This window comes from Streptomyces sp. So13.3 (assembly GCF_005860785.2).
GTDB classification, from domain to species: Bacteria; Actinomycetota; Actinomycetes; order Streptomycetales; family Streptomycetaceae; genus Actinacidiphila; species Actinacidiphila fildesensis.
The window spans coordinates 9,414,955-9,434,631 of record NZ_CP048835.1 but is presented as its reverse complement, the minus strand read 5'-3'; the positions used below and the strand labels follow the sequence as shown (position 1 = coordinate 9,434,631).

Below are 19,677 nucleotides of genomic sequence, written 5' to 3'. Positions count from 1 at the left end.
CCGGGCTACCAGTAGTGCCGCCGCCCGGCGACCGCGTGGCCCATAGAGCCCAGGAGCCACAAGACCACTCCGACGACGACCAGGATGATCCCGATAGTCCACACGATGGAAATGCTGGCCAGGAAACCGATGACAAGCAGAATTACTCCGAGGACGATCACGGTGCACTCCGTTCTCGCGCGAACGCTCTCCCCCTCACTACTGTGATCCTCACCCCACCCTGCGGCAACCGCCCGCACCGGCCGATGGGACGCCGTGTCCGGGTCGCCCGGGCCATCATGGACAGCCCGGCCGCCCGGCCGATGCAACGGGCGACTCCCCATAGGCCCGCGCACCGCTGGGTCCGGCGCCTACGTCGGGGATCCTGCTGATCGGGATCTTTGCCTGGCCGACGTCGCCCGCACCCTGCCCCCAGTTCGGCCGGCTGCTGAGCGCGCTATCCGGGGACCGACAGCACAGCCCACCACACTTGTCCGCCGCGCCACCGCATGTCCGGCTGGTCCGCGGCGAACCCGGCATCGCGGCGCTCGCTTATGAGAGCCGCATGGCACGGATGAGGCGTTACTGTTCCGGGCCGGCCGTGTTGTCGGTGACATCCTGGATGGGGGCCTGGGCGGCGTTGCGTTGGATGTAGTCGATGACGTTGCGGATGCTCGACTGCTTGTTGAGCCCCTCATCACTGACCGCGATGATCTCGCCCAGGTCGGTCCGGTAGCGAAACCGCCACAGCTCGGCGCTGTCCTGGTAGATCTCGAACCCACCGGTCACCGCGACCACCTGCTTCCTGCGTTACGACAGCCACCCGCACCGTATGACCCGCAGCACCACCCGCCACGGCGGCGCGCCCGGTCAGAGAGCCGCGGCGCTCGGGTCTGGGGGGAGCAGCAGGACGGCCTCGGTGATGCCGCCCGGAGTCAAGGTCAGGGCCTGGTCGGCGCCGATGATCTGCATGGTGCGCAGGAACTGGGCGCCGGGAGCCGCCAAAATCAGGGACCCGTCGCGGTCGTTCAGGTCCAGTCGCACGCCCAGGATGTAGCTCAAACCGCGTGAGTCGCAGAACGTGATCCCGCTACATTCCAGGATCAGCCGGTGCCGCCCGGGCGTCATCGCAGCGGCGATGCCGGCGGCCAGAAGGGGCTCGGTGTCCAGGTCCAGCTCGCCGGCCAGGGCCAGGACGGCGAGGTCAGTCCGGGGGTGGGCGATCTGATCTATCTGCAGCCGCGGTAGGGAAGGCATGCTCCCCATCATCTCCAGGCACGGGGGTTCTGCCCACCCCGGGGGAATGTCGGCGAGGGTTGCCGCGTCCCCGCAAACAGGCGCCGGCCTCGGTCAAGGCCCGGTGGACGAAGCCGTAGGAGCGTCCGGTGGCGGTAGCCAGTGCGCGAATCGAGCCACCCCGGCCGTAGGCGGCCTTCAGATCGGTGCCGCACGCGGCCCGGTCGGCCGCGCTGAGCCGCCTGCGGGGCGCGCCGGCCGCGACTTAGTCAGCACGGCCAGGAAATCGGGGTCCGCGTCGGTCATGGCCGGGCCGCCGGGGCAGCGCTCCACGTGTCCGGTCCGTGACCGCGCCACTACCGCCGGGTCCCGCAGGGCTTCGCGGTCCAGGCCGGCCAGTGCCAGGAACTCCCGCAGGTCTTCGAGCACCACCGCCCTTCCGACCAGTTCTCCGTCCACGGTCACCCGGCGCTCCCCGTCCAGCCAGGGGTGCACCACCACACGAGCCTGCCGATCATCCATCCCCCCAGCCTGCCACCGGCCCCTGCCGGCCGCGCCCCGTAACGCAGCGGGCGCCATTACGACGACGACCCGAATGACTAGTGTCAAATGGGGTGAAATATTGCTTATCGGGCAGGAATGCTGGTCTGGAGGCCGGAACATGGGGGCACGTGCAACCACGGACCGGGGCGCCCGCGCCGACGGGTGTTGCCCGTCGGCAGTGCTCCCCTGGATCGAGGACGCGGCAAAGGTCCCCCCGCAGCAAGCCCGGCAGCTGTCGAAGGCGTTCCTGGCTCGCCTGCGGCAGGTCCCGCCAGGCAGCGCGGAGTACCGCTACGCCCGCGACACGCTGGTGGTGCTGAACATTTCCCTGGTCCGCTACGTCGCCGGACGGTACGCGAACCGGGCCGACCTGAGCGAGGACATCCGCCAAGTGGGGACGGTCGGCCTGATCAAAGCCATCGACCGCTTTGACCTGGAACGGCAGGTGGAATTCACCACCTTCGCCATCCCCTACATCAGCGGCGAGATCAAACGCTACTTCCGCGACACCGCCTGGGCCGTGCGCGTCCCCCGCAGCCTGCAAGAGCGCCGCATCATCCTCCTCAAGGCCCGCGAGGCCCTGCACACCGACCTCGGCCGCCCACCCACCACCGCCGAAGTCGCCCAGCACACCGGCCTGAGCACCGCCGAAGTCCACCAGGGCGTCCTGGCCACTGCTGGTTACACCGCCGAATCCCTCGACGTTCCGGCCGCCCACGACGACACCGGCACCAGCAGGCACACCCTCGCCGAGCGAATCGGCGCAACCGACCCCGGCCTGGACCTGGTCGAGACACTCCTCGACCTCAAACCCCTCCTGGCCGCCCTGAGCAACCGCGAACGCACCCTCCTTCACATGCGCTTCGCAAAGAACATGACCCAAACCGAGATCGGCGCCGTCCTCGGCTGCTCCCAGATGCACATCTCCCGCCTCCTATCCCGCACCCTAGCCACCCTGCGCACCGGGCTCCTCAGCGCGTGAACTCCCGCGCGCCCACCGGCCGCAACCCCCTGCTCACCGGTATCGTCGCCATCCGGGCCGCCGTCATAGGCGCCTTTCCACAACGCGGTGTGGCGCCGACCTGCCTGTCCCACGCCACGCCGCCCCTGGCTGCCGGGGCGGGCGTCGCCCGTCGCTGGCACCCTCCCCGGCAGCCCACACCCGAACGAGTGATAGCCCCAGGACGCCCGGCGGGTGGACATGGACACTCCCCACGGCCCGTACCCGCAGAGTGGCCTGTCGACCCACTATTAGTCCGGGCTGCGGAGTCGGCGGGCCATGAAGCGCACCAGCGACAGGTTCATCTCGATCAGCGCCACCCGAACCTGTAGGTACTGATCGCTGCCTTCCTCCAGGATCCGTAGCAAGGCGAACGACTGTTGGGTGCCTCCGCGCCCCGGGCCGGCAAAGCCTCACCGCAGTGGCGGGACCGCGCAGCTGCGTGGGGCGCGAACCGGAGAGTATTTTGTCGTGTATGAGAGCAAATGCTGTCGGGTTCCGCGAGCTGGCCGTGACCCATGACTTCCTGGTGGGGATCGCGCCCTTGACCATCGGTGTCGTCATGGTGGCCCTGCTCATCGCAGCGGTCGCCTACGGCATGCGGCTGCGCCGCCGCAAGCCGCCGCCCCCAGCCGGGCCGCAGCTGCGCTCTGGCTCTTGGCAGACCCGGGATGAACTCGGCCAGCCCACTCCGCCCGATCATGGCCCGGGCCATCAAGACCGCGGTCCAGCCGGTGACCCCTACACCCGGGACGTCCATACAACGCACCCCGACGAGAGCCGTGACAACGCCACGACCGGCCAAGGCGACAGCCCGGCCTCGCCGGGGGCGGGGGCGGGGGCGGGGGACGAGCCTGGCCCGTCTGACGGGCGCTAACCAGCGCAGTACCTCGACACCGGGCAGATCTTCCGGAAGAGCGGCGCGTGGGGCGAGGTCGGATCTCACCCGTAGCCAGCGCACGGGATGCCTCCACTGCCCTGACGAATCCAGCGAGACGTCCGCAGAGCCACCTCGGCGACCAGCAGCGGCTCCACCAACTCCGCGACCAGGCTCTTTTTACTGCGCCAGCCGGCCGAGAACGACCACCCCGTCCACGGGTGCTCCCCCGCAGTCCGGCTGAGCTGATCGGCCAGGGCCCGTCTCAACTTCTGTGCCAGCACCGTGCTGCGGCCGACCGTACTGCAACCGTCCGGCGGTATCGAATCGCCCCAACAACACCGTGGTGGGCCCCGACAGTGAGCCGCTGACCGCACCCACGATCGCCTCCGTACTGGCCGGGAACGGTACTTCTGCCATCGGCGCTCGCCCGGCAAATAGCGCTGGGTCAGGCGCTTGAAGGTGAGCCCCTCCATACCCACCGCCGACCAGGACAGCCACTCTGCCGCAACCTGCGGATCGGTCGTCGACGGGCACAACGCCCAGGGCGGCCCCAGCTCGCAGTCCGCGAAGAGACGCTCCAATGCTGCGCGGCGCTCGGCGTACGGGCGGCTCGTCAGATCGGTGGCGCCATGACGCAGGAGATCGAACGCCACGAATGGGCCGGCCACTGCGCGGCCAACGCGGCAGCTCCTGCAGCGGTGCGGTTTAGTCGGCCTTGCAGTCGCTCGAACGCCAGCCGCCCGTCCTCCCAGACGATCAGCTCGCCGTCCAACGCGACATCCGCGGGCAGCGCGGATGCGGCGGCGGTGATCTCCGGAAGGGCCGTCGTCATGAGGGTGCCGCGTCGCGACCGGATCACGACATGCCCGTCCGCGTAGTGGGCCACCGGCGCCCGATACCCTTCCCACTTCGGCTCGGCTGCATAGTTCACCGGCAGACTAGAGCTCATCACGGGGGCGGCGAGTATCGGCTCGGGCAGCGTCCAGTCCATGAAGCCGATGCCTACCACCGTCAGCCTCGGACTACTGACGCCTCACCATACGGCCCCGGACGCGAGTGCATCACTACTCACACGAGTCGCATGCCCATGGTGCAGACAGCCCAAGATCACCCCGACGACGATCATAGCGCTCATCTAGTTGATCGATATCTTCGGCATCGCGACCCCAGCTCAGGGCGGATGATCAACAGCGTCAGGGGGTGAGATCAAGCACGCGAACAGGCTGCCCCTCCCAGCGGTTCGCCGCCGTGGTGGCCACGATCGCGCCGTCCGGCCGGTCCGGCGTGGGCTGTGCCGTGTACTGCGCGTGGGCGGCGGCCCACGTCTCCTGTTGCGCCACGGCCAGCGCGGCGGACAGGTCCAGGTCCAGCACCGTGATGCCGGGCAGAGCCGCGATGTGCTCGGCTGTCCCCGGTCGGGTGCGGTCGGCTTCGACCAAGGCGCAGGCCGGAGCGTACAGGAACCAGCCCGGTTCGGTGTGGGCCCGGTGGATCAGCCGGGAGGCCAGGATGTTGCCCTGGCCGGCGGCCGTCATGGCGGTGTCGTCCAGGACGATGTGCATCGCGTCGCTCACCGGGCGGTCACCTGTGCCAGGCGGCGGTCCAGCTCACGGTCCAGATCCTGCTCATCGCTCGCAGTCGGGGCGTACCCATTCCACTCCTGCAGCGCGATGCGGGCCTGCTCGGCACGCTCGGCACGCTCCTGCGGGGTGAGCAGCGTCTCTGCGAGGCGGGCCAGGTAGGCGCGCAGCGACAGGCCCTCGCTCGCCGCGATCGCGGCGAGCCGGTCCTTGGCTTCCTTGGGAATGCGGACATTTGCGTCAGACACTCGGACTCCTTCCATCCCCACCAGCATATGGGTACGGGTACGTACCCATCTACTCTCTTCGTGTGGTCGGTGCCTGCGGGTCCGGTGGCGGCCGGCAGTGAGGGATCACGCTTTCGGGCGCGGCTTCGGCCGGCCGGCTCCCGCGAAGCGGTTCGTGGCCCAATGCGGTGGCGACCGGCCGCTCTTGTGCGTTCGGGAGCCAGACGGTCGGGCGTTCTCCAGGCCCGACACACGAGGCTCGGGGGCGAGTAGCGTTGATCCACCGCACCAGGCAGGGGGTACCGACAATGTCGACGGCGCCCAGGTAGTCGATCCCACTGACCGTCCGGTCGCCGTCATCGAGGTGACCAGCGTGCGCGTCCTGCCATTGGCGCAAGTAGACCTCGCCCATGCGATGGACGAAGGCGAGGGTCACACGACCGTGGCCGAGTGGCGCGGCGGCCATGAGCGTTTTTGGCACGGCCCGGAGATGCGGGCCGCGTTGGGCGATGCCACATTCACCGTGAACGACGCCACGCTGGTGGTCCTTGAGCGCTTCCGCCTCGTCACCGACCTTCGGCTCGCCAATTGACCATGTGCCTATCGCTCACCACGTCGAAATGAGCGCATAAGAGCTTGCAGATCATTAACACGTCGTCTTGATCTTGGTTGCGGGCTCGCCGGTCAGGGTGAGGACGCGGGCTTGGAGAACGGCGAGGGTCGCGGGTGGGGCTGCTGCGGGCGGGATGGTGATCCTGTGCGCCTTGATCAGTTTCCTGTTCTTGAGGAGGGTGCGGTGCATGGCCGTGCGGCTGCTGCCGAACAGTACGGCCAGGGGTTCCGCGGCTAGCGCGACCCGCAGGTGAAGCACGGTGGCCAGGACTTGTTCGGGGAAGGTGAGCCGGGGTGGACGGCCGGTTTGGGTATCACCGTCAGGAGCCAACGTTGTGGTGAGTTCGTCCAGTTGGGGGCGGGTCATCCCGGTCAGGGCGGGATCAGAGAGCAGGGCCTGGTCCCACTTCGAGGCGGGTTCTTGCGGGGTTCGCGCCGCTGGGACGGTGGGGCAGGGCTGGGGGTGGAGGTCATAGTTCCAGTCACCGTGGAACGTGTGCCGGACCAGCGGCAGGGCGGCCATCTCCGCGTCGCCGATCTTCACGCCGGTGGGGTAGCTGTTGGTGTCGAGGGCGGCCTTCACGCGTAACCCGGTGGGGGTGGTGGTCGCCGCGATGCTGTTCACGATGACTTCGTGGCTGGTCAGCGGGCGGCCACGCCAGTTCATGGTGATGTGCGAGAAGAGTCGGTGCTCGATCTTGTTCCACTTCGATGTGCCTGGACAATGCCGTTGCTTGATTAGTGAACTATCCCGGGATGCAGAGTGATGACCTTGGGCTCGACCCTCCGTGTGGGTTGCCGGTCCCGGGTGTTGATTCGGTAGGAAAGCTTGGAGGAGTACTTCGAGTCCGGGCGCTTCAGGTGCCGGTCCGCCTCCCGTAGACGCCGGGTGCCGTTGTCAAGCTTGCGGTGGACCTTTGCCGCCATCACGGCCAGGAACTTCTTGATCTTCGTCGGCGTGTCCGCGCACTGGCGGACCACGCTACGGCGTGTGTGCTTGAGGACTTTGACGAACGACACCCGGTCCGGGTCGATACCGTTGTCGTCAGCCAGCTGCATGACGACCCGGGTCAGGCAGTGGTGCACCGTCAGATGAGCCCAGACCTCCTGCCGGACAAGGGCGGGGTCGCCAGAGCGCAGAACTTCGGCCGGTCCGCGCTGGAACGTCTTGATCTGCCGAAATGCCGACTCCGCCTCCCATCTTTCCCGGTACAGAGCTGCCAGCTCCGCCGCCGGGTACTCCACCGGGTCCAGCAGGTCGGTCAGTAGCCTGACCATCTCACCGCCGTCGATGCGGTACTCGATCACCCGGACCAGTACACCGCCGGGGTGCGCGCCCTTCTGCCCGGCCAGGTTCATCCTCGCCAAGTAGGTGCCGTCAGCCAGATGCTCGACCGGACGGTGGGCCACTGGTGAACGGGCCCGGAGCAGGAGATGTGACCCGGCTTCCAGATACGCCTTCCACAAGGCGACTCCGGGAAAGTTGCGGTCCATGACCACGAGCATCCCGGCTGCCGAGCCGGCCAGAGTGATCGCGAGTTCCCGCTCGCCGCCGTTGAAGCCGCCCACCGCCGCGTCGATCTGCGCGTGGGTGCCACACTCGGTCAGTGTCACCACCCTCACCTGGGGAAACCCCGCCGACTGGCCGTTCTTGGTCGGTCCGCCGAACGCAGCCCGATTCACCTTTGTGTCCGGCGCGTCCAGCACAAACCCGTCCACCGCCGCCAGCCGCATACCGTGGTAGAAGGAGCCCTCCAGCCCGACCGGCGCCAACGGGCCGGCCAGCTCCTGGAACACGGCCTCCAGCACCAGGGGCCCCAGACGCCCGCGCGCCCGGGTAAACGACGACTTGTTCGGAATGCACGCACTCAACTCTGGCACACTGCCGACCAGTTGTTCAGCTACATCGTCGTATGAGTCCTGCTGGAACAGTGCCAGCGCAAGGGTGAAATAGACCATGAACCCAGCGGGCAGCGCGCCGGGCTTCTTGTCCCGGACCCGGCACTTCTCCAGCACCCCGGCAACCAGTTCCGGCGTCACCCACCGCGTCACCACCCCCAACCGCACATGATCTGACGGGGCCTCCCCCTGTGTGGTGGACACGCTGATACTGGATCTGCTTGATCCGGAGGAAGCGAGAAGACCGCCGATGGCGCTGAAGGACTATTCGGACGAATTCAAGGCCGATGCTGTGGCCCTGTACGAGTCCACACCCGGGGCGACGTACAAGAGCATCGCCGCTGACCTGGGCATCAACCGGGCGACCCTGCGTGCGTGGGTGCTGCGGGACCGCGAACGCCGTGGCGTCACCGCCGCGGCTGCGCGGCCTCCCTCCCGGCCGGCAGCGGTCGCGTCCGCTGATCCGGACGAGCGGGTCCGGCGCCTGGAGGCGAGGGTGGCGGAACTCGAGGCGAGTGAGCGCAAGCTCGCGACCGAGCGGGACATCCTCCGCAAGGCGGCCAAGTATTTCGCCGGAGAGACGAACTGGTGATCAGCCGCTTCCAGTTCGTCGACGACCTCCGGGCCACCTACGAGGTGAAGCGGCTGTGCCAGGTCCTGGACGTCAACCGGTCCAGTTACTACAAGTGGCTCGCCGGCGCCGAAGCCCGTGCCGCGCGGCAGCGCGAGGACCTGGTCCTGGCCGAGAAGATCCGTGAGGTCCACGGCGAGTCCGGCGGCGCCTACGGCTCCCCGCGGGTGACCGCCGAGCTCCGCGAGAGGGGACATGCGGTCAACGAGAAGCGGATCGCCAGGGTCATGCGGGCGTTCGACATCACCGGGATCCGCCTGCGCAGACGCGTCCGCACCACTGTCCCCGACCCGGCAGCCGGGACCGTCCCCGACCTGTTCGGCCGGGACTTCACCGCCACCGAGCCCGGGTGCAAGCTCATGGGCGACATCACGTATCTCCCGCTTGCGGGCGGGAAATTCCTCTATCTCGCGACCGTGCTGGACTGCTTCAGCCGCAAGATCGTCGGCTGGTCCATCGCCGACCACATGCGCACGGACCTGGTCTCCGACGCGCTCCGGATGGCCGCCCGCACCCGCGGCTCATTGGACGGCACGGTCTTTCACTCCGATCACGGAGCCCAGTACGGATCCAGGGCCTACGCCGGCCTCTGCGACCACCTCGGGGTCACCCGGTCGATGGGCGCGGTCGGCACCAGCGCCGACAACGCAGCCTGCGAAAGCTTCCACGCCTCACTGAAACGCGAGACCCTCCAAAGCGCCCACGACTACGGCGACGCCACCACCTGCCGCCGCACCGTCTTCGCCTGGCTGACTCGCTACAACACCCGCCGCCGACACTCCACCAACGGCCACCTCAGCCCCGACGCCTACGAACACCGACACCACAACGCTAAACTCACGCTCGCCGCGTGATCAATAACCGCGTGCCCACCATCACGGGGGAAGGCCCGACAACCCCACCCAAGGATGCATGCTTGGTCCAACGACCCCGCCCCTGCAGCGTCACTGCGAACTGCTTAACGAGTTCAAGCAACGGCATTGTCCAGGCACATCGAAGTGGAACAAGATCGAGCACCGACTCTTCTCGCACATCACCATGAACTGGCGTGGCCGCCCGCTGACCAGCCACGAAGTCATCGTGAACAGCATCGCGGCGACCACCACCCCCACCGGGTTACGCGTGAAGGCCGCCCTCGACACCAACAGCTACCCCACCGGCGTGAAGATCGGCGACGCGGAGATGGCCGCCCTGCCGCTGGTCCGGCACACGTTCCACGGTGACTGGAACTATGACCTCCACCCCCAGCCCTGCCCCACCGTCCCAGCGGCGCGAACCCCGCAAGAACCCGCCTCGAAGTGGGACCAGGCCCTGCTCTCTGATCCCGCCCTGACCGGGATGACCCGCCCCCAACTGGACGAACTCACCACAACGTTGGCTCCTGACGGTGATACCCAAACCGGCCGTCCACCCCGGCTCACCTTCCCCGAACAAGTCCTGGCCACCGTGCTTCACCTGCGGGTCGCGCTAGCCGCGGAACCCCTGGCCGTACTGTTCGGCAGCAGCCGCACGGCCATGCACCGCACCCTCCTCAAGAACAGGAAACTGATCAAGGCGCACAGGATCACCATCCCGCCCGCAGCAGCCCCACCCGCGACCCTCGCCGTTCTCCAAGCCCGCGTCCTCACCCTGACCGGCGAGCCCGCAACCAAGATCAAGACGACGTGTTAATGATCTGCAAGCTCTTATGCGCGTGCCTGCTCGATCGAGGCCGGCGCATCGTCCGGGACGACGTCGGGCTCGGGGAACGCCCAGCGAGACAGCTCCCGCACCGCGGCGGACTGCCGCTCCACCGCGCTGCCGCGATACTGGCATCGACCCCGGACGGGACCAGTGACCGGGCGCCCGTCGGCGTCCATGTAGCGGAACCCCCGGCTCGGACAGAGACGAAGTCGCATGCCCGAATGCCATGAGTTACTTCACCGTGAGTCGCAGAGCATTGATGAAGGCGCGGAGGTCGTCGGGCGCGTCGGCGGAGATCACGGTGTGATGGTCGCGTAGGGACGACAGCGTGACATTCGCGGACTTGTCGTGCCAGACGCACTGGGTGACCGCTTTAGCGGCTGTTCTCATGTCAACGCAGAGGATCTTTCCGCCCACGGAACCCGCGCCGTACTCCTTCACGGTCGTGCTGTCGACCTTCGTTCCGAAAAGCACGGCGAGTTCTTGGATCGCCTCTCCCGGCTCTTGCGCGAATGCGGGATCCAGAGTGACTTCGATGACGAGCCCCTTGCCGTCGGCCGTGCCGTAACTAACCGTTGCATAGCCTTTGTTGGGGTCCGTGTTCGAGCTCCTCAGCCCGGCCTGTTCGGGTGTGCCGGGCCTCGAAGCGGTGTAAGCGCCGAATCCGTCCGGAAGCACGGCCGTGTGCTTGACCGCCTTGAAATCCTCGTTCCCGGTGACCACCACCCATCCGATGGCGCCGGCCACTGCTATCAGGGCGATCACGCCGCCGACGATCTTCCGGCGCTGGCGCTGGACCTCCCAGGCTTCCGGCTCCGACCGGCCGATGGAGATCAGTGTGACCTGGGCGTCGCCTGAGACATCGTGAGACACGGAGCACTCCTGGAACCGGTAGGGATTCGGCATCCGGAAACCCGCCAGCGCCCCGGACCGCCGACCATACCGGGGGACCGCCCGGGACGCCCCTGCATTCGCCGTACCACCGTGGTCCGCGGCCAAGGCCCTGGTCGAGTCGACGCCCTGTGGTCCATCGAGGACGGCGAGTTCTTCGGAGGGGACCAGGTCGATGAAGTCGAGGTAGCCCATCTTGGCCTCGTCGGCCCGCTGCGCGTACTGGGTCAGGGCCTCGGCCAGGTGGGGCAGGCCCAGCTTGGCGGCCGTGTTGCGGATGCGGGTGGAGACCAGCTCGCTCAAGACGATTCCTTCGTGGTCTGGTGGGTGTGAAGGGGCGGGTGTTCCGGTCAGCTCGTCATAGATCGACACCGGTCTGCGGCCGACCTCGACTTGGGTGGCCGCGGCCCGGTTCAACAAGGCCCACAGCGATCCCGCCTCTGACACGCCGTCCTGTCGGCGGGGTGCGGGCACGTCTCCGCCCGCTGTGACGCGGCGGCCGGCTCCGGTGGGCAGACCGTCCCAGTGCCGCCCGTCCACGACCCGGGCCCCGCGGCCAACTGCCCGCGGATGGGTGGCCAGCAGAGTCTCCCCCTGGCGGTTGGGTGTGGTGGCATGCAGGGTGACCTGGGACTTCGTGGCTCGGATCTCGACCAGCTGCCGCGGGCGGATCCATAGAGCCGGCACGGAGTAGAGGTTCGCTTCGAAGGCGACGAGGCAGTCCTTGCCGACGTAGCGGAGGTGCCGCTGGGCGACCACGTATGGAGTGGCCGGCAGTGGGCGGAGAGCCATGTGTTCGCGGACCGCCCGCAGACCGATGACCTCGCCGTGGGTGCCGTGGACTTCGGCCCGCCGCAGCGGAACCCAGGCAGTGAATGCGGAGTCCAGTTCCTCGATCGAGGAGAAGGCGCGTCCGGCCAAGACGTGGTCGCGGACGAACAGGACCTGGCGCTCGACTCGGCCCTTTCCAGTGGGCCGGTAGGCGGCCAGCACGTCGGGATCGAAGTCGATCCAACAGCCACTACTGCACGGCCGCGCTGACATCGCCGCCGACGACGTCCGTACGGCGGGCGAAGTCAGCGGCGTTGGAACCGCCGGTGGCAGACGAGCCGTAGGAGCATTCCTCGGTGCGATCCGCGGGCCCTGCGGGCTCCCAGCGCAGCAGGGGCTCTGGGAGGGTCCGCTACTCCCCCAACCATCCCGAGGTCGCCTGGCTGTTCAACCACCGGGCCAAGCCGCGCATCGACCCAAGCATCGAGGTGCCCTTCATCCGGGTCTGCCGCAGCGACGAAAGCAGCGACGTCGCTATGCCGGGCGCGGCTACAGGTGGGACATGCTCTCCCGCACAGGGCCCGCCAACTCGGCCGGGCCCAGGACACCGGGGTGTCCCCGGAAGACGGTGTGGGCTTCTCTGCGAGGGGTCAGCCGATACGGACGGTGATCTCGGGGAGGGGTATGTCGGAAAGGTTCAGCTGGAGCCCGGCCAGAGTCAGGTAGGTCTGCGAGTCGGTCAAGGCGGAAGTGGTGGACGGCACCTGGGTCTTCCCGCGCGTGCTCACCAGCAGGTACCAACCCCCGCGCTTGTAGCTGCGGGAGGCGTCGGGGCGGTCGCCGTTCGGGTTCAGCGTCCAGCCCTGGCGCTCCAGGTCGGCGCAGATCGCGTTCATCTCCGACTGTGCGGCGGTCTTCTCGCGGACGGCCATCCAGCCCGTCCTGTTCGATTGGGCGTCGGCCACGACGGTCGGACGGCCCTGCGCCGGGTCGATGCCCGCCGCGCTGACCGCAGTCCTGATCACCTCGTCCACGGCCCTCAGCCGGAGCGGCATTGAGGAGTCCTCACCGTGCAGCACCCCATCGCCCAGACCGCCGCCGCCTACGACATCGACATGGTCAACGGCGTCGACTTCCTCGTCCGTACGGCCAAGCTGCAGCCGGGCGACAAGATCGGCCATGTCTACTTCGAAGGCGAATACGGTGAGAACGCCCTCGCCGGAGCCACCTACGCCGCGCGGCAGCACAAGCTGAGCATCGTCGAGCAGAAGATCAAGCCGACCGATCAGGATCTGACCGCCCAGGTCACCGCATTGAAGCAGGCCGGCGTCAAAGCCACCCGCTATGCGGGCCGGGACGGCGGCGCCGTGCTGTCCCGGACCGTCAGGCGCGTCGAGACGATGTCGGTGCCCGAGCGCGGGACGTCGTGTTCGCGGATCTGGCGCAGGACCTCCTGGACGCTGCGCCGGCCGACCTCGGCGAAGTCCTGGTGCACCGTGGTCAGGGGCGGAATGAAGTGAGCCGCGTCGGGGATGTCGTCGAACCCGACCACGCTGATGTCGCCGGGGACAGCCCTGCCTCGTTCGTGGAAGGCGCGCAGCAGGCCGAGGGCCATCTGGTCGTTGGCGGCGAACACCGCGGTGCACTGCGGCTCTTCGGCGAGCGCGAGGCCGGCCGCGTAGCCCGAAGCGGCCGACCAGTCGCCCCGCAGGGGCGGCGGCACCGGCCGGCCAGCGTCCTCCAGGACCGTCCGCCACGCCCGGGCGCGCCGCTCGCTCGCGTACGACGACTCCGGGCCGGTCACGTGCCAGACGGTCGCGTGGCCGAGGTCGAGCAGATGGCTGACGGCACGCCGGGCGCCGCCCGTCTGGTCGGTGTCGACGACGGGGTAGCGGTCTCCGGCGTCGGAGTCCACGACGACCACGGGCACGCCGGGCGGCAGCGCCACGGTGCCGGCGTCGAGCAGGTGGATCTCCATGAACACGATGACGGCGTCGACGGCCAGTTCGCCCATCCGCGTGAAGGCGCCCAGCACGTTGTCCTGGGTCGGGATGTCGACGGGGATCAGAGTGATGGCGTATCCCTCGGCGGCGGCCTGGGTCGCGATCGCCTCCACGGTGTTGCTGTTACCGGTGGTGGACAGGCCGTGGAGGATCACGCCGATGGTGTTGAACTGTCCGTACCGCAGGGCGCGTGCCGCGCTGTTGGGGCGGTAGCCCAGTTCGCGCATGGCTGTGAGTACCTGCTCGCGGGTCGAGCCGATGACGCCGGGGTGGCCGTTGGACACCCGCGACACGGTCTGGGACGACACGCCCGCGCGCTGCGCGACGTCGGCCATGGACACGCGCTGCTTGCGGCGTCCGCCCGGTATGCCCGAGCCGCCGCGCTGCGCGCCGCCGGCAGGAACAGGATCTTGTGCTCCCCGCTCACTCAGGTCCATCACCCCTTCACTCCTGTCCGTCCGCCCGTCGCCGGCCAGTGCGGCCAGCGGAAACGTAACGTCCGCGAAACCTTGACCGATCGGCGTGACGGGTGCCACGCTACCGCACAAGTTTACGTAAACATCGCGCTGCCCGGCCCGCTCGGCCTCCCTGCACGGATCGGGTCGGCGCCTTGTGTTCGGCACGATGTTTACGTAAACACCCATCGTCCGGACAGGTCGGTGTCCCAGCAGCGAGGAGCAAGGAGCGACATGGTGGCCGCAGTACCAGAGGCGGGGGCGCGACCCGCCGCGAGGCCATCGGCCCCCGAACGGCGGTCGTGGACCGGCTGGCAGTTCGTCGGTCCGTTCATGGCGGTGTTCGCCCTGGTCTTCCTCGCCCCGATCGGATACTCGATCTACCTGAGCCTGTTCCGCACCCGGCTGATCGGCGGAACCAGCTTCGTCGGCGCCGACAACTACACCGAGGCGTTCGGCGACGCGCAGTTCTGGTCGTCCTTCGGCCGGGTGGCGGCCTTCCTGGCCGTGCAGGTGCCGATCATGCTGTTCCTCGCGCTCCTGCTCGCGCTGGCCATCGACAGCGGCCGCCTGTACGGATCGAGCTTCTTCCGGATCGCGGTGTTCCTGCCCTACGCGGTGCCGGCCGTTGTCGCCACACTCATGTGGGGCTTCATGTACGGCACGCGCTTCGGCCTGGTCGGCAATCTCAACGACGCGTTCGGGATCACCCTCCCGGACCCGCTCTCGCCCGACCTGGTCCTCGCGTCCATCGGCAACATCGTGACCTGGCAGTTCGTGGGCTACAACATGCTGATCCTCTACTCGGCACTGCGGACGGTGAACCCGGCGCTCTACGAGGCCGCGGAGATCGACGGAGCGGGACAGTTGCGGATCATCCGGGCGATCAAGCTCCCGGCGCTGCGCGGGGCCCTGATCATCGCGACGATCTTCTCGATCATCGGGAGCTTCCAGCTGTTCAACGAGCCGAGCATCCTCAAGAACCTGGCGCCGAACGCGATCACGTCCGACTTCACCCCGAACCTGTACGCCTTCTCCCTGTCCTTCGCCGGGCAGCAGTTCAACTACGCGGCGACCATCGCCATCGTCATGGGCGTGATCACGATGATCATCGCCTACGCCGTCCAGCTGCGCGGCATGCGGAAGGAACTCTGACCATGGCGACCACCACTCCCCGCCTGCGGCACACACCCCGCCCGGCACGGCGCCCCGGTACCCGCTCCGGCCCGCTCACGCTCCGCGCCACCCGCAGCACCTCACGCCACAAGCGGCGCAGCGCCACCCTGACCGCCCTGACGGCGATCATGCTGATCTACACGCTGCTGCCGCTGGCCTGGCTGGCGATCAACGCCACCAAGACGCAGCAGGGGCTGTTCAACTCCTTCGGCCTGTGGCTCGACGGTGACTTCGCCCTGTTCGGCAACATCGCCGACACCTTCACCTACAACGACGGGATCTTCACCCGCTGGCTGCTCAACACCCTGCTGTACGTGGTGGTCGGTGCGGGTGGCGCGACCTTGCTCGCCACGCTCGCCGGGTACGGGCTGGCCAAGTTCGACTTCGTCGGCAAGCGGGCCGTGTTCGCCACCGTCATCGGAGCGGTTGCCGTGCCCGGCACGGCGCTGGCGGTCCCCACGTTCCTGATGTTCTCCGAGCTGGGACTGACCGACACCCCGTGGGCGATCATCATCCCGTCGCTGATCTCGCCGTTCGGCCTGTACCTGATGTGGACCTTCGCCACTGACGCCGTCCCGAAGGAGATCCTCGAGTCGGCCCGGGTCGACGGTGCCGGCGAGTTCCGCGCGTTCTTCTCGATCAGCATGCCGATGCTGGCACCCGGCATGGTCACCGTCCTGCTCTTCAACGTGGTCGCGACCTGGAACAACTACTTCCTGCCGCTGATCATGCTGAAGGACCCCGACTGGTATCCGTTGACCCTTGGCCTCAACAGCTGGAACGCCCAGGCCGCCACCGTCGGTGGGGACGTGGTGTTCAACCTCGTGATCACCGGATCGCTCCTGACCATCGTGCCCCTGATCGCGGCGTTCCTGCTGCTGCAGCGGTACTGGCAGTCGGGCCTGGCCGCCGGAAGCGTCAAGGGCTGACCGGCGCACGGCCCCACTCACCCCTCTCCCCCGCACCCCGATCCACGTCTGAAGACACCCTCATGAAAAGGAACACCCTCATGGCGATAGCCCGCCGTCGCGCCCTCCTGCTGGGCGCGGCCGCCCTGTCGGTCGCTCTCACCGCGACCGCCTGCGGCTCCTCCGACTCCAAGGACTCGGGCGGCGCGCAGCCCGCGTCCGCCGCCGATCTCCAGGCCGCCCTGGACACCGGCGGCAGCATCACGGTGTGGGCCTGGGAGCCGACTCTGCAGAAGGTCGTCACCGACTTCCAGGCCAAGTACCCCAAGGTCACGGTCAAGCTGGTCAACGCCGGCACCAACAAGGACGAGTACACCGCGCTGCAGAACGCGGTCAAGGCCGGAAAGGGCGTCCCCGACCTCGCGCAGATCGAGTACTACGCCCTGCCGCAGTTCACGCTCGCCAAGTCCGTCGCCGACCTCACGGCGTTCGGCGCCGACCAGCTCAACTCCAGCTTCACCCCTGGCCCGTGGGGCTCCGTCCACGCCGGCGCCAAGGGCGTGTACGGCCTGCCGATGGACTCCGGCCCGATGGCCCTGTTCTACAACAAGGAGGTCTTCGACAAGTACAAGATCGCGGTGCCGACGACGTGGGACGAGTACCTCGCCGCAGCCAAGAAGCTGCACGCGGCCGACCCCAAGGCGTATCTCGCCAGTGACACCGGCGACGCCGGATTCGCCACCAGCATGATCTGGCAGGCCGGCGGCAAGCCCTACACCGTCGACGGCACCCAGGTCGGCGTGAACTTCGACGAGGCCGGCACCAAGAAGTTCACCGCCGCCTGGCAGCAGCTCGTCAGCGGCAAGCTCCTCTCCCCGGTCACCGCCTGGAGCGACGCCTGGTACCAGGGGCTGGGCGACGGCAGCATCGCCTCGCTCGTCACCGGCGCCTGGATGCCCGGCCCCCTCGAATCCGGTGTCAAGGGCGGCACCGGCAAGTGGCGTGTCGCGCCCATGCCGCAGTGGCAGAGCGGGGCCAAGGTCACCGCCGAGAACGGCGGCAGTTCGCTGGCCCTCACCGAGGCGAGCGCCAACAAGAAACTCGCCTACGCCTTCCTGCAGTACGCCACCGTCAACGCGGGCGCGCAGAGCCGCGTCGACGCAGGCGCGTTCCCCGCCACCACCAAGCAGCTCAACTCCCCCGCCTTCCTGGACAAGCAAGACCCGTACTTCGGCAACCAGAAGATCAACCAGGTACTCGCGCAGTCGGCGACCCAAGTCGCCCCCGGCTGGTCCTACCTGCCCTTCCAGGTCTACGCCAACAGCGTCTTCAACGACACCGTCGGCAAGGCGTACGTCAGCGGCACCACCTTGGACAGCGGGCTGAAGGCCTGGCAGGAGGCCTCCCTCAAGTACGCCAAGGACCAGGGCTTCACCGTCAAGTAGACCCCGGCGCGCGATCATCCGCGCATGCCCGCCCCGCCGACGTGCACCCGACCGGCGGCGGGGCCCCGCTCCCGGCCCACCGGACCGCGCCCCGGCATCGCCATGCGCTTCCTCCTGCTCGTCGTCGTGCCTGCCCCGAGGTACTGCCTCACAGAAAGGGAAAGCCATGCCCCACCCCTCCCCGTCCCGCACCGTCCACCGCGTCCTGGCCTGTCTGCTGGGCGCCGCTCTGTTCGCACCGCTCACCGCCCTGACCGACGCCTCCCCGGCCGCAGCCGACACCCCGCCGTTCGCCGCCGCACAGTTCCAGGGCGTGAACTGGGCCCGCCCGGGCGACAATTACGTCGACGGACCCGTCGTCCTCGAAGGACTGAACGTCACCGACAGCTACGCCACCGTCAAGGCCAAGGCGGACGCCGTCTACAACGGCTTGAAGGCCACCCTCGGCGCCAACACCGTCCGCCTGCCGGTCAACACCAAATCCGTCGGCACCGCCTGGTGGAACGCCTACACCGGCGCCATCGACTCCGCGACCGCCAAGGGCTTCAAGGTCGTCCTGTCCTACTGGGAGGACGGGGCGTCCTCCAACGGCCGGATCGTCGACATGGCCGCCTGCAACGCCATGTGGAACACCGTTGTCGCCAAGTACGGCTCCAACGGCCTGGTCTACTTCGAGCCGATGAACGAGCCCCACGGCTACGACGCCACCGAGTGGACGAACGTCGCCGCCACCTGGCTCGCCGACCGCCCCTCGGTCCCCCGGGGCCGGATCTTCATCAGCGGTGTCGGCTACAACGGTGACGTCAAGCCCGTGTGCGGCGACAGCCGCCTGGACGGGACCTACCTCTCCTACCACCACTACGCCTTCATGAGCGCCGCCAAGACCTACGACCAATGGGTCGCCCACTTCAAGGACGGCATCGGCCCTTGCGCCTCACGCACCGTCCTGGACGAGTTCGGCGCGCCGATGGACGACGGCCTGAACTACAACACCACCACCAGCACCGACAACTTCATCCGCTACCTGCGTGCCGACACCGACACCGTCCGCGCCCTCGGCGTGGGCGCGGTCTACTGGCCTGCCCTCGGTGGCCCGCACAACGAGCGGCCCACCTACGACTACTACTCCCTGTTCGCCCTTCAGGGCAGCGGCACCAACCTGTCGCTGGGCGTCCGCAACATCAGCGGCATCGACCGGCTCAAGTACGCCTGGGGCCTGGATCCCGGCGCGCACACGGGCGCCCTGCACAGCCTCAGCGGCACCAACCGCTGCCTCGACGTCCCCGGCGCCACCCATACCAACAGCACCCAGGTCATGGCGTGGACCTGCAACGGCGGCGACAACCAGAAGTGGACCAGGACGCCGTCGGGACAGCTCACCGTCTACAACGGCGAGAAGTGCCTGGACGTCGGCGGCCAGGCGACGGCCAACGGCAGCGCGGTCGGCATCTACGACTGCAACGGCGGCGCGAACCAGAAGTGGACGTTCTCCTCGGACGGCACGATCCGCGGCGTCCAGTCGGGCCGCTGCCTCGACCTGGACCAGACCACCGCCCAAGGCCAGCTCTACGACTGCTGGGCGGGCGACAACCAGAAGTGGCAGACCCTCTAGCAGTTCACCGCCCCAGCAGTTCCGCGGCGTAACAGATTGCCGGCGCGTACGGGTACCCGGCCGGCCGCGCGGGAGCCCTCCGCGCGGCTGGCCGGCCCACCCGCCTCTTCGAGGCCGGCACCGCCCCACCTCACACTCCCCCTTCA

18 protein-coding genes and 6 pseudogenes are annotated in these 19,677 nt (G+C 68.3%); 10 read left to right on the top strand and 14 right to left on the bottom strand.

Annotation, left to right across the window (positions count from 1 at the left end; all coding sequences use genetic code 11):
* Nucleotides 1-5: 5 nt before the first annotated feature.
* From C8250_RS44305 to C8250_RS42230, 5 genes and pseudogenes are all read right to left on the bottom strand, one after another.
* A complete protein-coding gene (locus C8250_RS44305; protein WP_198359552.1) occupies nt 6-161 on the bottom strand; it encodes a DUF6131 family protein in 156 nt (51 codons plus the stop codon).
* A 400-nt stretch (nt 162-561) separates the two neighbouring features.
* Nucleotides 562-768 carry a DUF1508 domain-containing protein gene (locus C8250_RS42240; protein WP_187145212.1) on the bottom strand — a complete coding sequence of 69 codons (207 nt, stop codon included), beginning with the start codon at nt 766-768 and terminating at the stop codon, nt 562-564.
* 81 nt (nt 769-849) lie between these two features.
* Complete coding sequence (locus tag C8250_RS42235) at nt 850-1,236, bottom strand: STAS domain-containing protein (protein WP_187145211.1); 387 nt, start codon at nt 1,234-1,236, stop codon at nt 850-852.
* A gap of 61 nt (nt 1,237-1,297) precedes the next feature.
* A pseudogene (locus C8250_RS44300) lies at nt 1,298-1,420 on the bottom strand (helix-turn-helix domain-containing protein); the annotation flags it as partial.
* On the bottom strand, nt 1,414-1,737 hold the full coding sequence (locus C8250_RS42230) for a hypothetical protein (protein ID WP_306665080.1): 324 nt from the start codon (nt 1,735-1,737) through the stop codon (nt 1,414-1,416). The gene C8250_RS42230 and the pseudogene C8250_RS44300, both read right to left, overlap by 7 nt.
* Before the next feature lie 139 nt (nt 1,738-1,876).
* Here C8250_RS42230 and C8250_RS42225 point away from each other — a divergent pair, with 139 nt between their 5' ends.
* Both C8250_RS42225 and C8250_RS42220 read left to right on the top strand, forming a co-directional pair.
* Nucleotides 1,877-2,740: a SigB/SigF/SigG family RNA polymerase sigma factor gene (locus tag C8250_RS42225; protein ID WP_138359167.1), complete on the top strand. Its 864-nt coding sequence runs from the start codon at nt 1,877-1,879 to the stop codon at nt 2,738-2,740.
* A 493-nt stretch (nt 2,741-3,233) separates the two neighbouring features.
* The gene (locus tag C8250_RS42220; protein ID WP_187145377.1) at nt 3,234-3,635 is read left to right on the top strand and encodes a DUF6479 family protein; all 402 of its coding nucleotides are present in this window, start codon (nt 3,234-3,236) and stop codon (nt 3,633-3,635) included.
* Nucleotides 3,636-3,700: 65 nt separating this feature from the next.
* On the opposite strand, the gene C8250_RS44620 is transcribed toward C8250_RS42220, so the two are convergent.
* The 4 genes from C8250_RS44620 to C8250_RS42205 all read right to left on the bottom strand — a co-directional run bounded on the left by C8250_RS44620 (nt 3,701) and on the right by C8250_RS42205 (nt 5,466).
* Nucleotides 3,701-4,291 carry a hypothetical protein gene (locus C8250_RS44620; RefSeq protein ID WP_269290079.1) on the bottom strand — a complete coding sequence of 197 codons (591 nt, stop codon included), beginning with the start codon at nt 4,289-4,291 and terminating at the stop codon, nt 3,701-3,703.
* Entirely contained in the window at nt 4,252-4,629 is a 378-nt protein-coding gene (locus tag C8250_RS44295) for a hypothetical protein (protein WP_232486303.1), read from the bottom strand. Before C8250_RS44295 ends, C8250_RS44620 begins: the two co-directional genes overlap by 40 nt.
* Before the next feature lie 202 nt (nt 4,630-4,831).
* Nucleotides 4,832-5,212 carry a hypothetical protein gene (locus tag C8250_RS42210; protein ID WP_244809746.1) on the bottom strand — a complete coding sequence of 127 codons (381 nt, stop codon included), beginning with the start codon at nt 5,210-5,212 and terminating at the stop codon, nt 4,832-4,834.
* Nucleotides 5,209-5,466 carry a hypothetical protein gene (locus C8250_RS42205; RefSeq protein WP_138359165.1) on the bottom strand — a complete coding sequence of 86 codons (258 nt, stop codon included), beginning with the start codon at nt 5,464-5,466 and terminating at the stop codon, nt 5,209-5,211. Before C8250_RS42205 ends, C8250_RS42210 begins: the two co-directional genes overlap by 4 nt.
* A 304-nt stretch (nt 5,467-5,770) precedes the next feature.
* On the opposite strand from C8250_RS42205, the pseudogene C8250_RS42200 reads away from it, so the two are divergent.
* A pseudogene (locus C8250_RS42200) lies at nt 5,771-6,037 on the top strand (ASCH domain-containing protein); the annotation flags it as partial.
* 54 nt (nt 6,038-6,091) lie between these two features.
* Here C8250_RS42200 and C8250_RS42195 read toward each other — a convergent pair.
* Both C8250_RS42195 and C8250_RS42190 read right to left on the bottom strand, forming a co-directional pair.
* Nucleotides 6,092-6,778, bottom strand: a pseudogene (locus tag C8250_RS42195) (ISAzo13 family transposase); the annotation flags it as partial.
* 17 nt (nt 6,779-6,795) lie between these two features.
* Entirely contained in the window at nt 6,796-8,160 is a 1,365-nt protein-coding gene (locus C8250_RS42190) for an IS4 family transposase (protein ID WP_187145210.1), read from the bottom strand.
* 46 nt (nt 8,161-8,206) lie between these two features.
* Here C8250_RS42190 and C8250_RS42185 point away from each other — a divergent pair.
* Nucleotides 8,207-9,441 (top strand): IS3 family transposase gene (locus tag C8250_RS42185; RefSeq protein ID WP_232486191.1). Its coding sequence is split into 2 segments (ribosomal slippage): nt 8,207-8,527 and nt 8,530-9,441, totalling 1,233 coding nucleotides; the frame shifts between segments, so codons are not numbered across the junction.
* 130 nt (nt 9,442-9,571) lie between these two features.
* Nucleotides 9,572-10,258, top strand: a pseudogene (locus C8250_RS42180) (ISAzo13 family transposase); the annotation flags it as partial.
* Nucleotides 10,259-11,299: 1,041 nt separating this feature from the next.
* Here the strand turns inward: C8250_RS42180 and C8250_RS45005 are convergent.
* Together C8250_RS45005 and C8250_RS42165 are read right to left on the bottom strand one after the other, a co-directional pair.
* Nucleotides 11,300-11,464 (bottom strand): annotated as a pseudogene (locus C8250_RS45005) (ATP-binding protein); the annotation flags it as partial.
* A 1,118-nt stretch (nt 11,465-12,582) separates the two neighbouring features.
* Nucleotides 12,583-12,987, bottom strand: a complete 405-nt coding sequence (locus C8250_RS42165; protein ID WP_138358760.1) for a hypothetical protein — start codon at nt 12,985-12,987, stop codon at nt 12,583-12,585.
* Between the two features lie 42 nt (nt 12,988-13,029).
* Between C8250_RS42165 and C8250_RS42160 the strand changes: the two are divergent.
* Nucleotides 13,030-13,269: pseudogene (locus C8250_RS42160) on the top strand (ABC transporter substrate-binding protein); the annotation flags it as partial.
* Between the two features lie 5 nt (nt 13,270-13,274).
* Here the strand turns inward: C8250_RS42160 and C8250_RS42155 are convergent.
* Nucleotides 13,275-14,372, bottom strand: a complete 1,098-nt coding sequence (locus tag C8250_RS42155) for a LacI family DNA-binding transcriptional regulator (RefSeq protein ID WP_232486201.1) — start codon at nt 14,370-14,372, stop codon at nt 13,275-13,277.
* Nucleotides 14,373-14,627: 255 nt separating this feature from the next.
* Between C8250_RS42155 and C8250_RS42150 the strand changes: the two genes are divergently transcribed.
* The 4 genes from C8250_RS42150 to C8250_RS42135 all read left to right on the top strand — a co-directional run bounded on the left by C8250_RS42150 (nt 14,628) and on the right by C8250_RS42135 (nt 19,531).
* Nucleotides 14,628-15,545: a sugar ABC transporter permease gene (locus tag C8250_RS42150; RefSeq protein ID WP_244809744.1), complete on the top strand. Its 918-nt coding sequence runs from the start codon at nt 14,628-14,630 to the stop codon at nt 15,543-15,545.
* Between the two features lie 2 nt (nt 15,546-15,547).
* A complete protein-coding gene (locus C8250_RS42145; protein WP_138358764.1) occupies nt 15,548-16,495 on the top strand; it encodes a carbohydrate ABC transporter permease in 948 nt (315 codons plus the stop codon).
* A gap of 80 nt (nt 16,496-16,575) precedes the next feature.
* Nucleotides 16,576-17,919 carry an extracellular solute-binding protein gene (locus C8250_RS42140; protein WP_138358766.1) on the top strand — a complete coding sequence of 448 codons (1,344 nt, stop codon included), beginning with the start codon at nt 16,576-16,578 and terminating at the stop codon, nt 17,917-17,919.
* Nucleotides 17,920-18,085: 166 nt separating this feature from the next.
* Nucleotides 18,086-19,531: a ricin-type beta-trefoil lectin domain protein gene (locus C8250_RS42135; RefSeq protein WP_138358768.1), complete on the top strand. Its 1,446-nt coding sequence runs from the start codon at nt 18,086-18,088 to the stop codon at nt 19,529-19,531.
* The last annotated feature ends 146 nt before the right edge of the window (nt 19,532-19,677 follow it).

What these genes read in the sequence shown, in the direction of transcription:
- C8250_RS42165 (WP_138358760.1), bottom strand. Translation starts at nt 12,987, where the DNA reads ATGCCGCTCCGGCTGAGGGCCGTGGACGAGGTGATCAGGACTGCGGTC.
- C8250_RS42225 (WP_138359167.1), top strand. Translation starts at nt 1,877, where the DNA reads ATGGGGGCACGTGCAACCACGGACCGGGGCGCCCGCGCCGACGGGTGT.
- C8250_RS42235 (WP_187145211.1), bottom strand. Translation starts at nt 1,236, where the DNA reads ATGCCTTCCCTACCGCGGCTGCAGATAGATCAGATCGCCCACCCCCGG.
- C8250_RS42145 (WP_138358764.1), top strand. Translation starts at nt 15,548, where the DNA reads ATGGCGACCACCACTCCCCGCCTGCGGCACACACCCCGCCCGGCACGG.
- C8250_RS42135 (WP_138358768.1), top strand. Translation starts at nt 18,086, where the DNA reads ATGCCCCACCCCTCCCCGTCCCGCACCGTCCACCGCGTCCTGGCCTGT.
- C8250_RS42220 (WP_187145377.1), top strand. Translation starts at nt 3,234, where the DNA reads ATGAGAGCAAATGCTGTCGGGTTCCGCGAGCTGGCCGTGACCCATGAC.
- C8250_RS42140 (WP_138358766.1), top strand. Translation starts at nt 16,576, where the DNA reads ATGGCGATAGCCCGCCGTCGCGCCCTCCTGCTGGGCGCGGCCGCCCTG.
- C8250_RS42230 (WP_306665080.1), bottom strand. Translation starts at nt 1,737, where the DNA reads ATGGATGATCGGCAGGCTCGTGTGGTGGTGCACCCCTGGCTGGACGGG.
- C8250_RS42155 (WP_232486201.1), bottom strand. Translation starts at nt 14,372, where the DNA reads ATGGACCTGAGTGAGCGGGGAGCACAAGATCCTGTTCCTGCCGGCGGC.
- C8250_RS44295 (WP_232486303.1), bottom strand. Translation starts at nt 4,629, where the DNA reads ATGGACTGGACGCTGCCCGAGCCGATACTCGCCGCCCCCGTGATGAGC.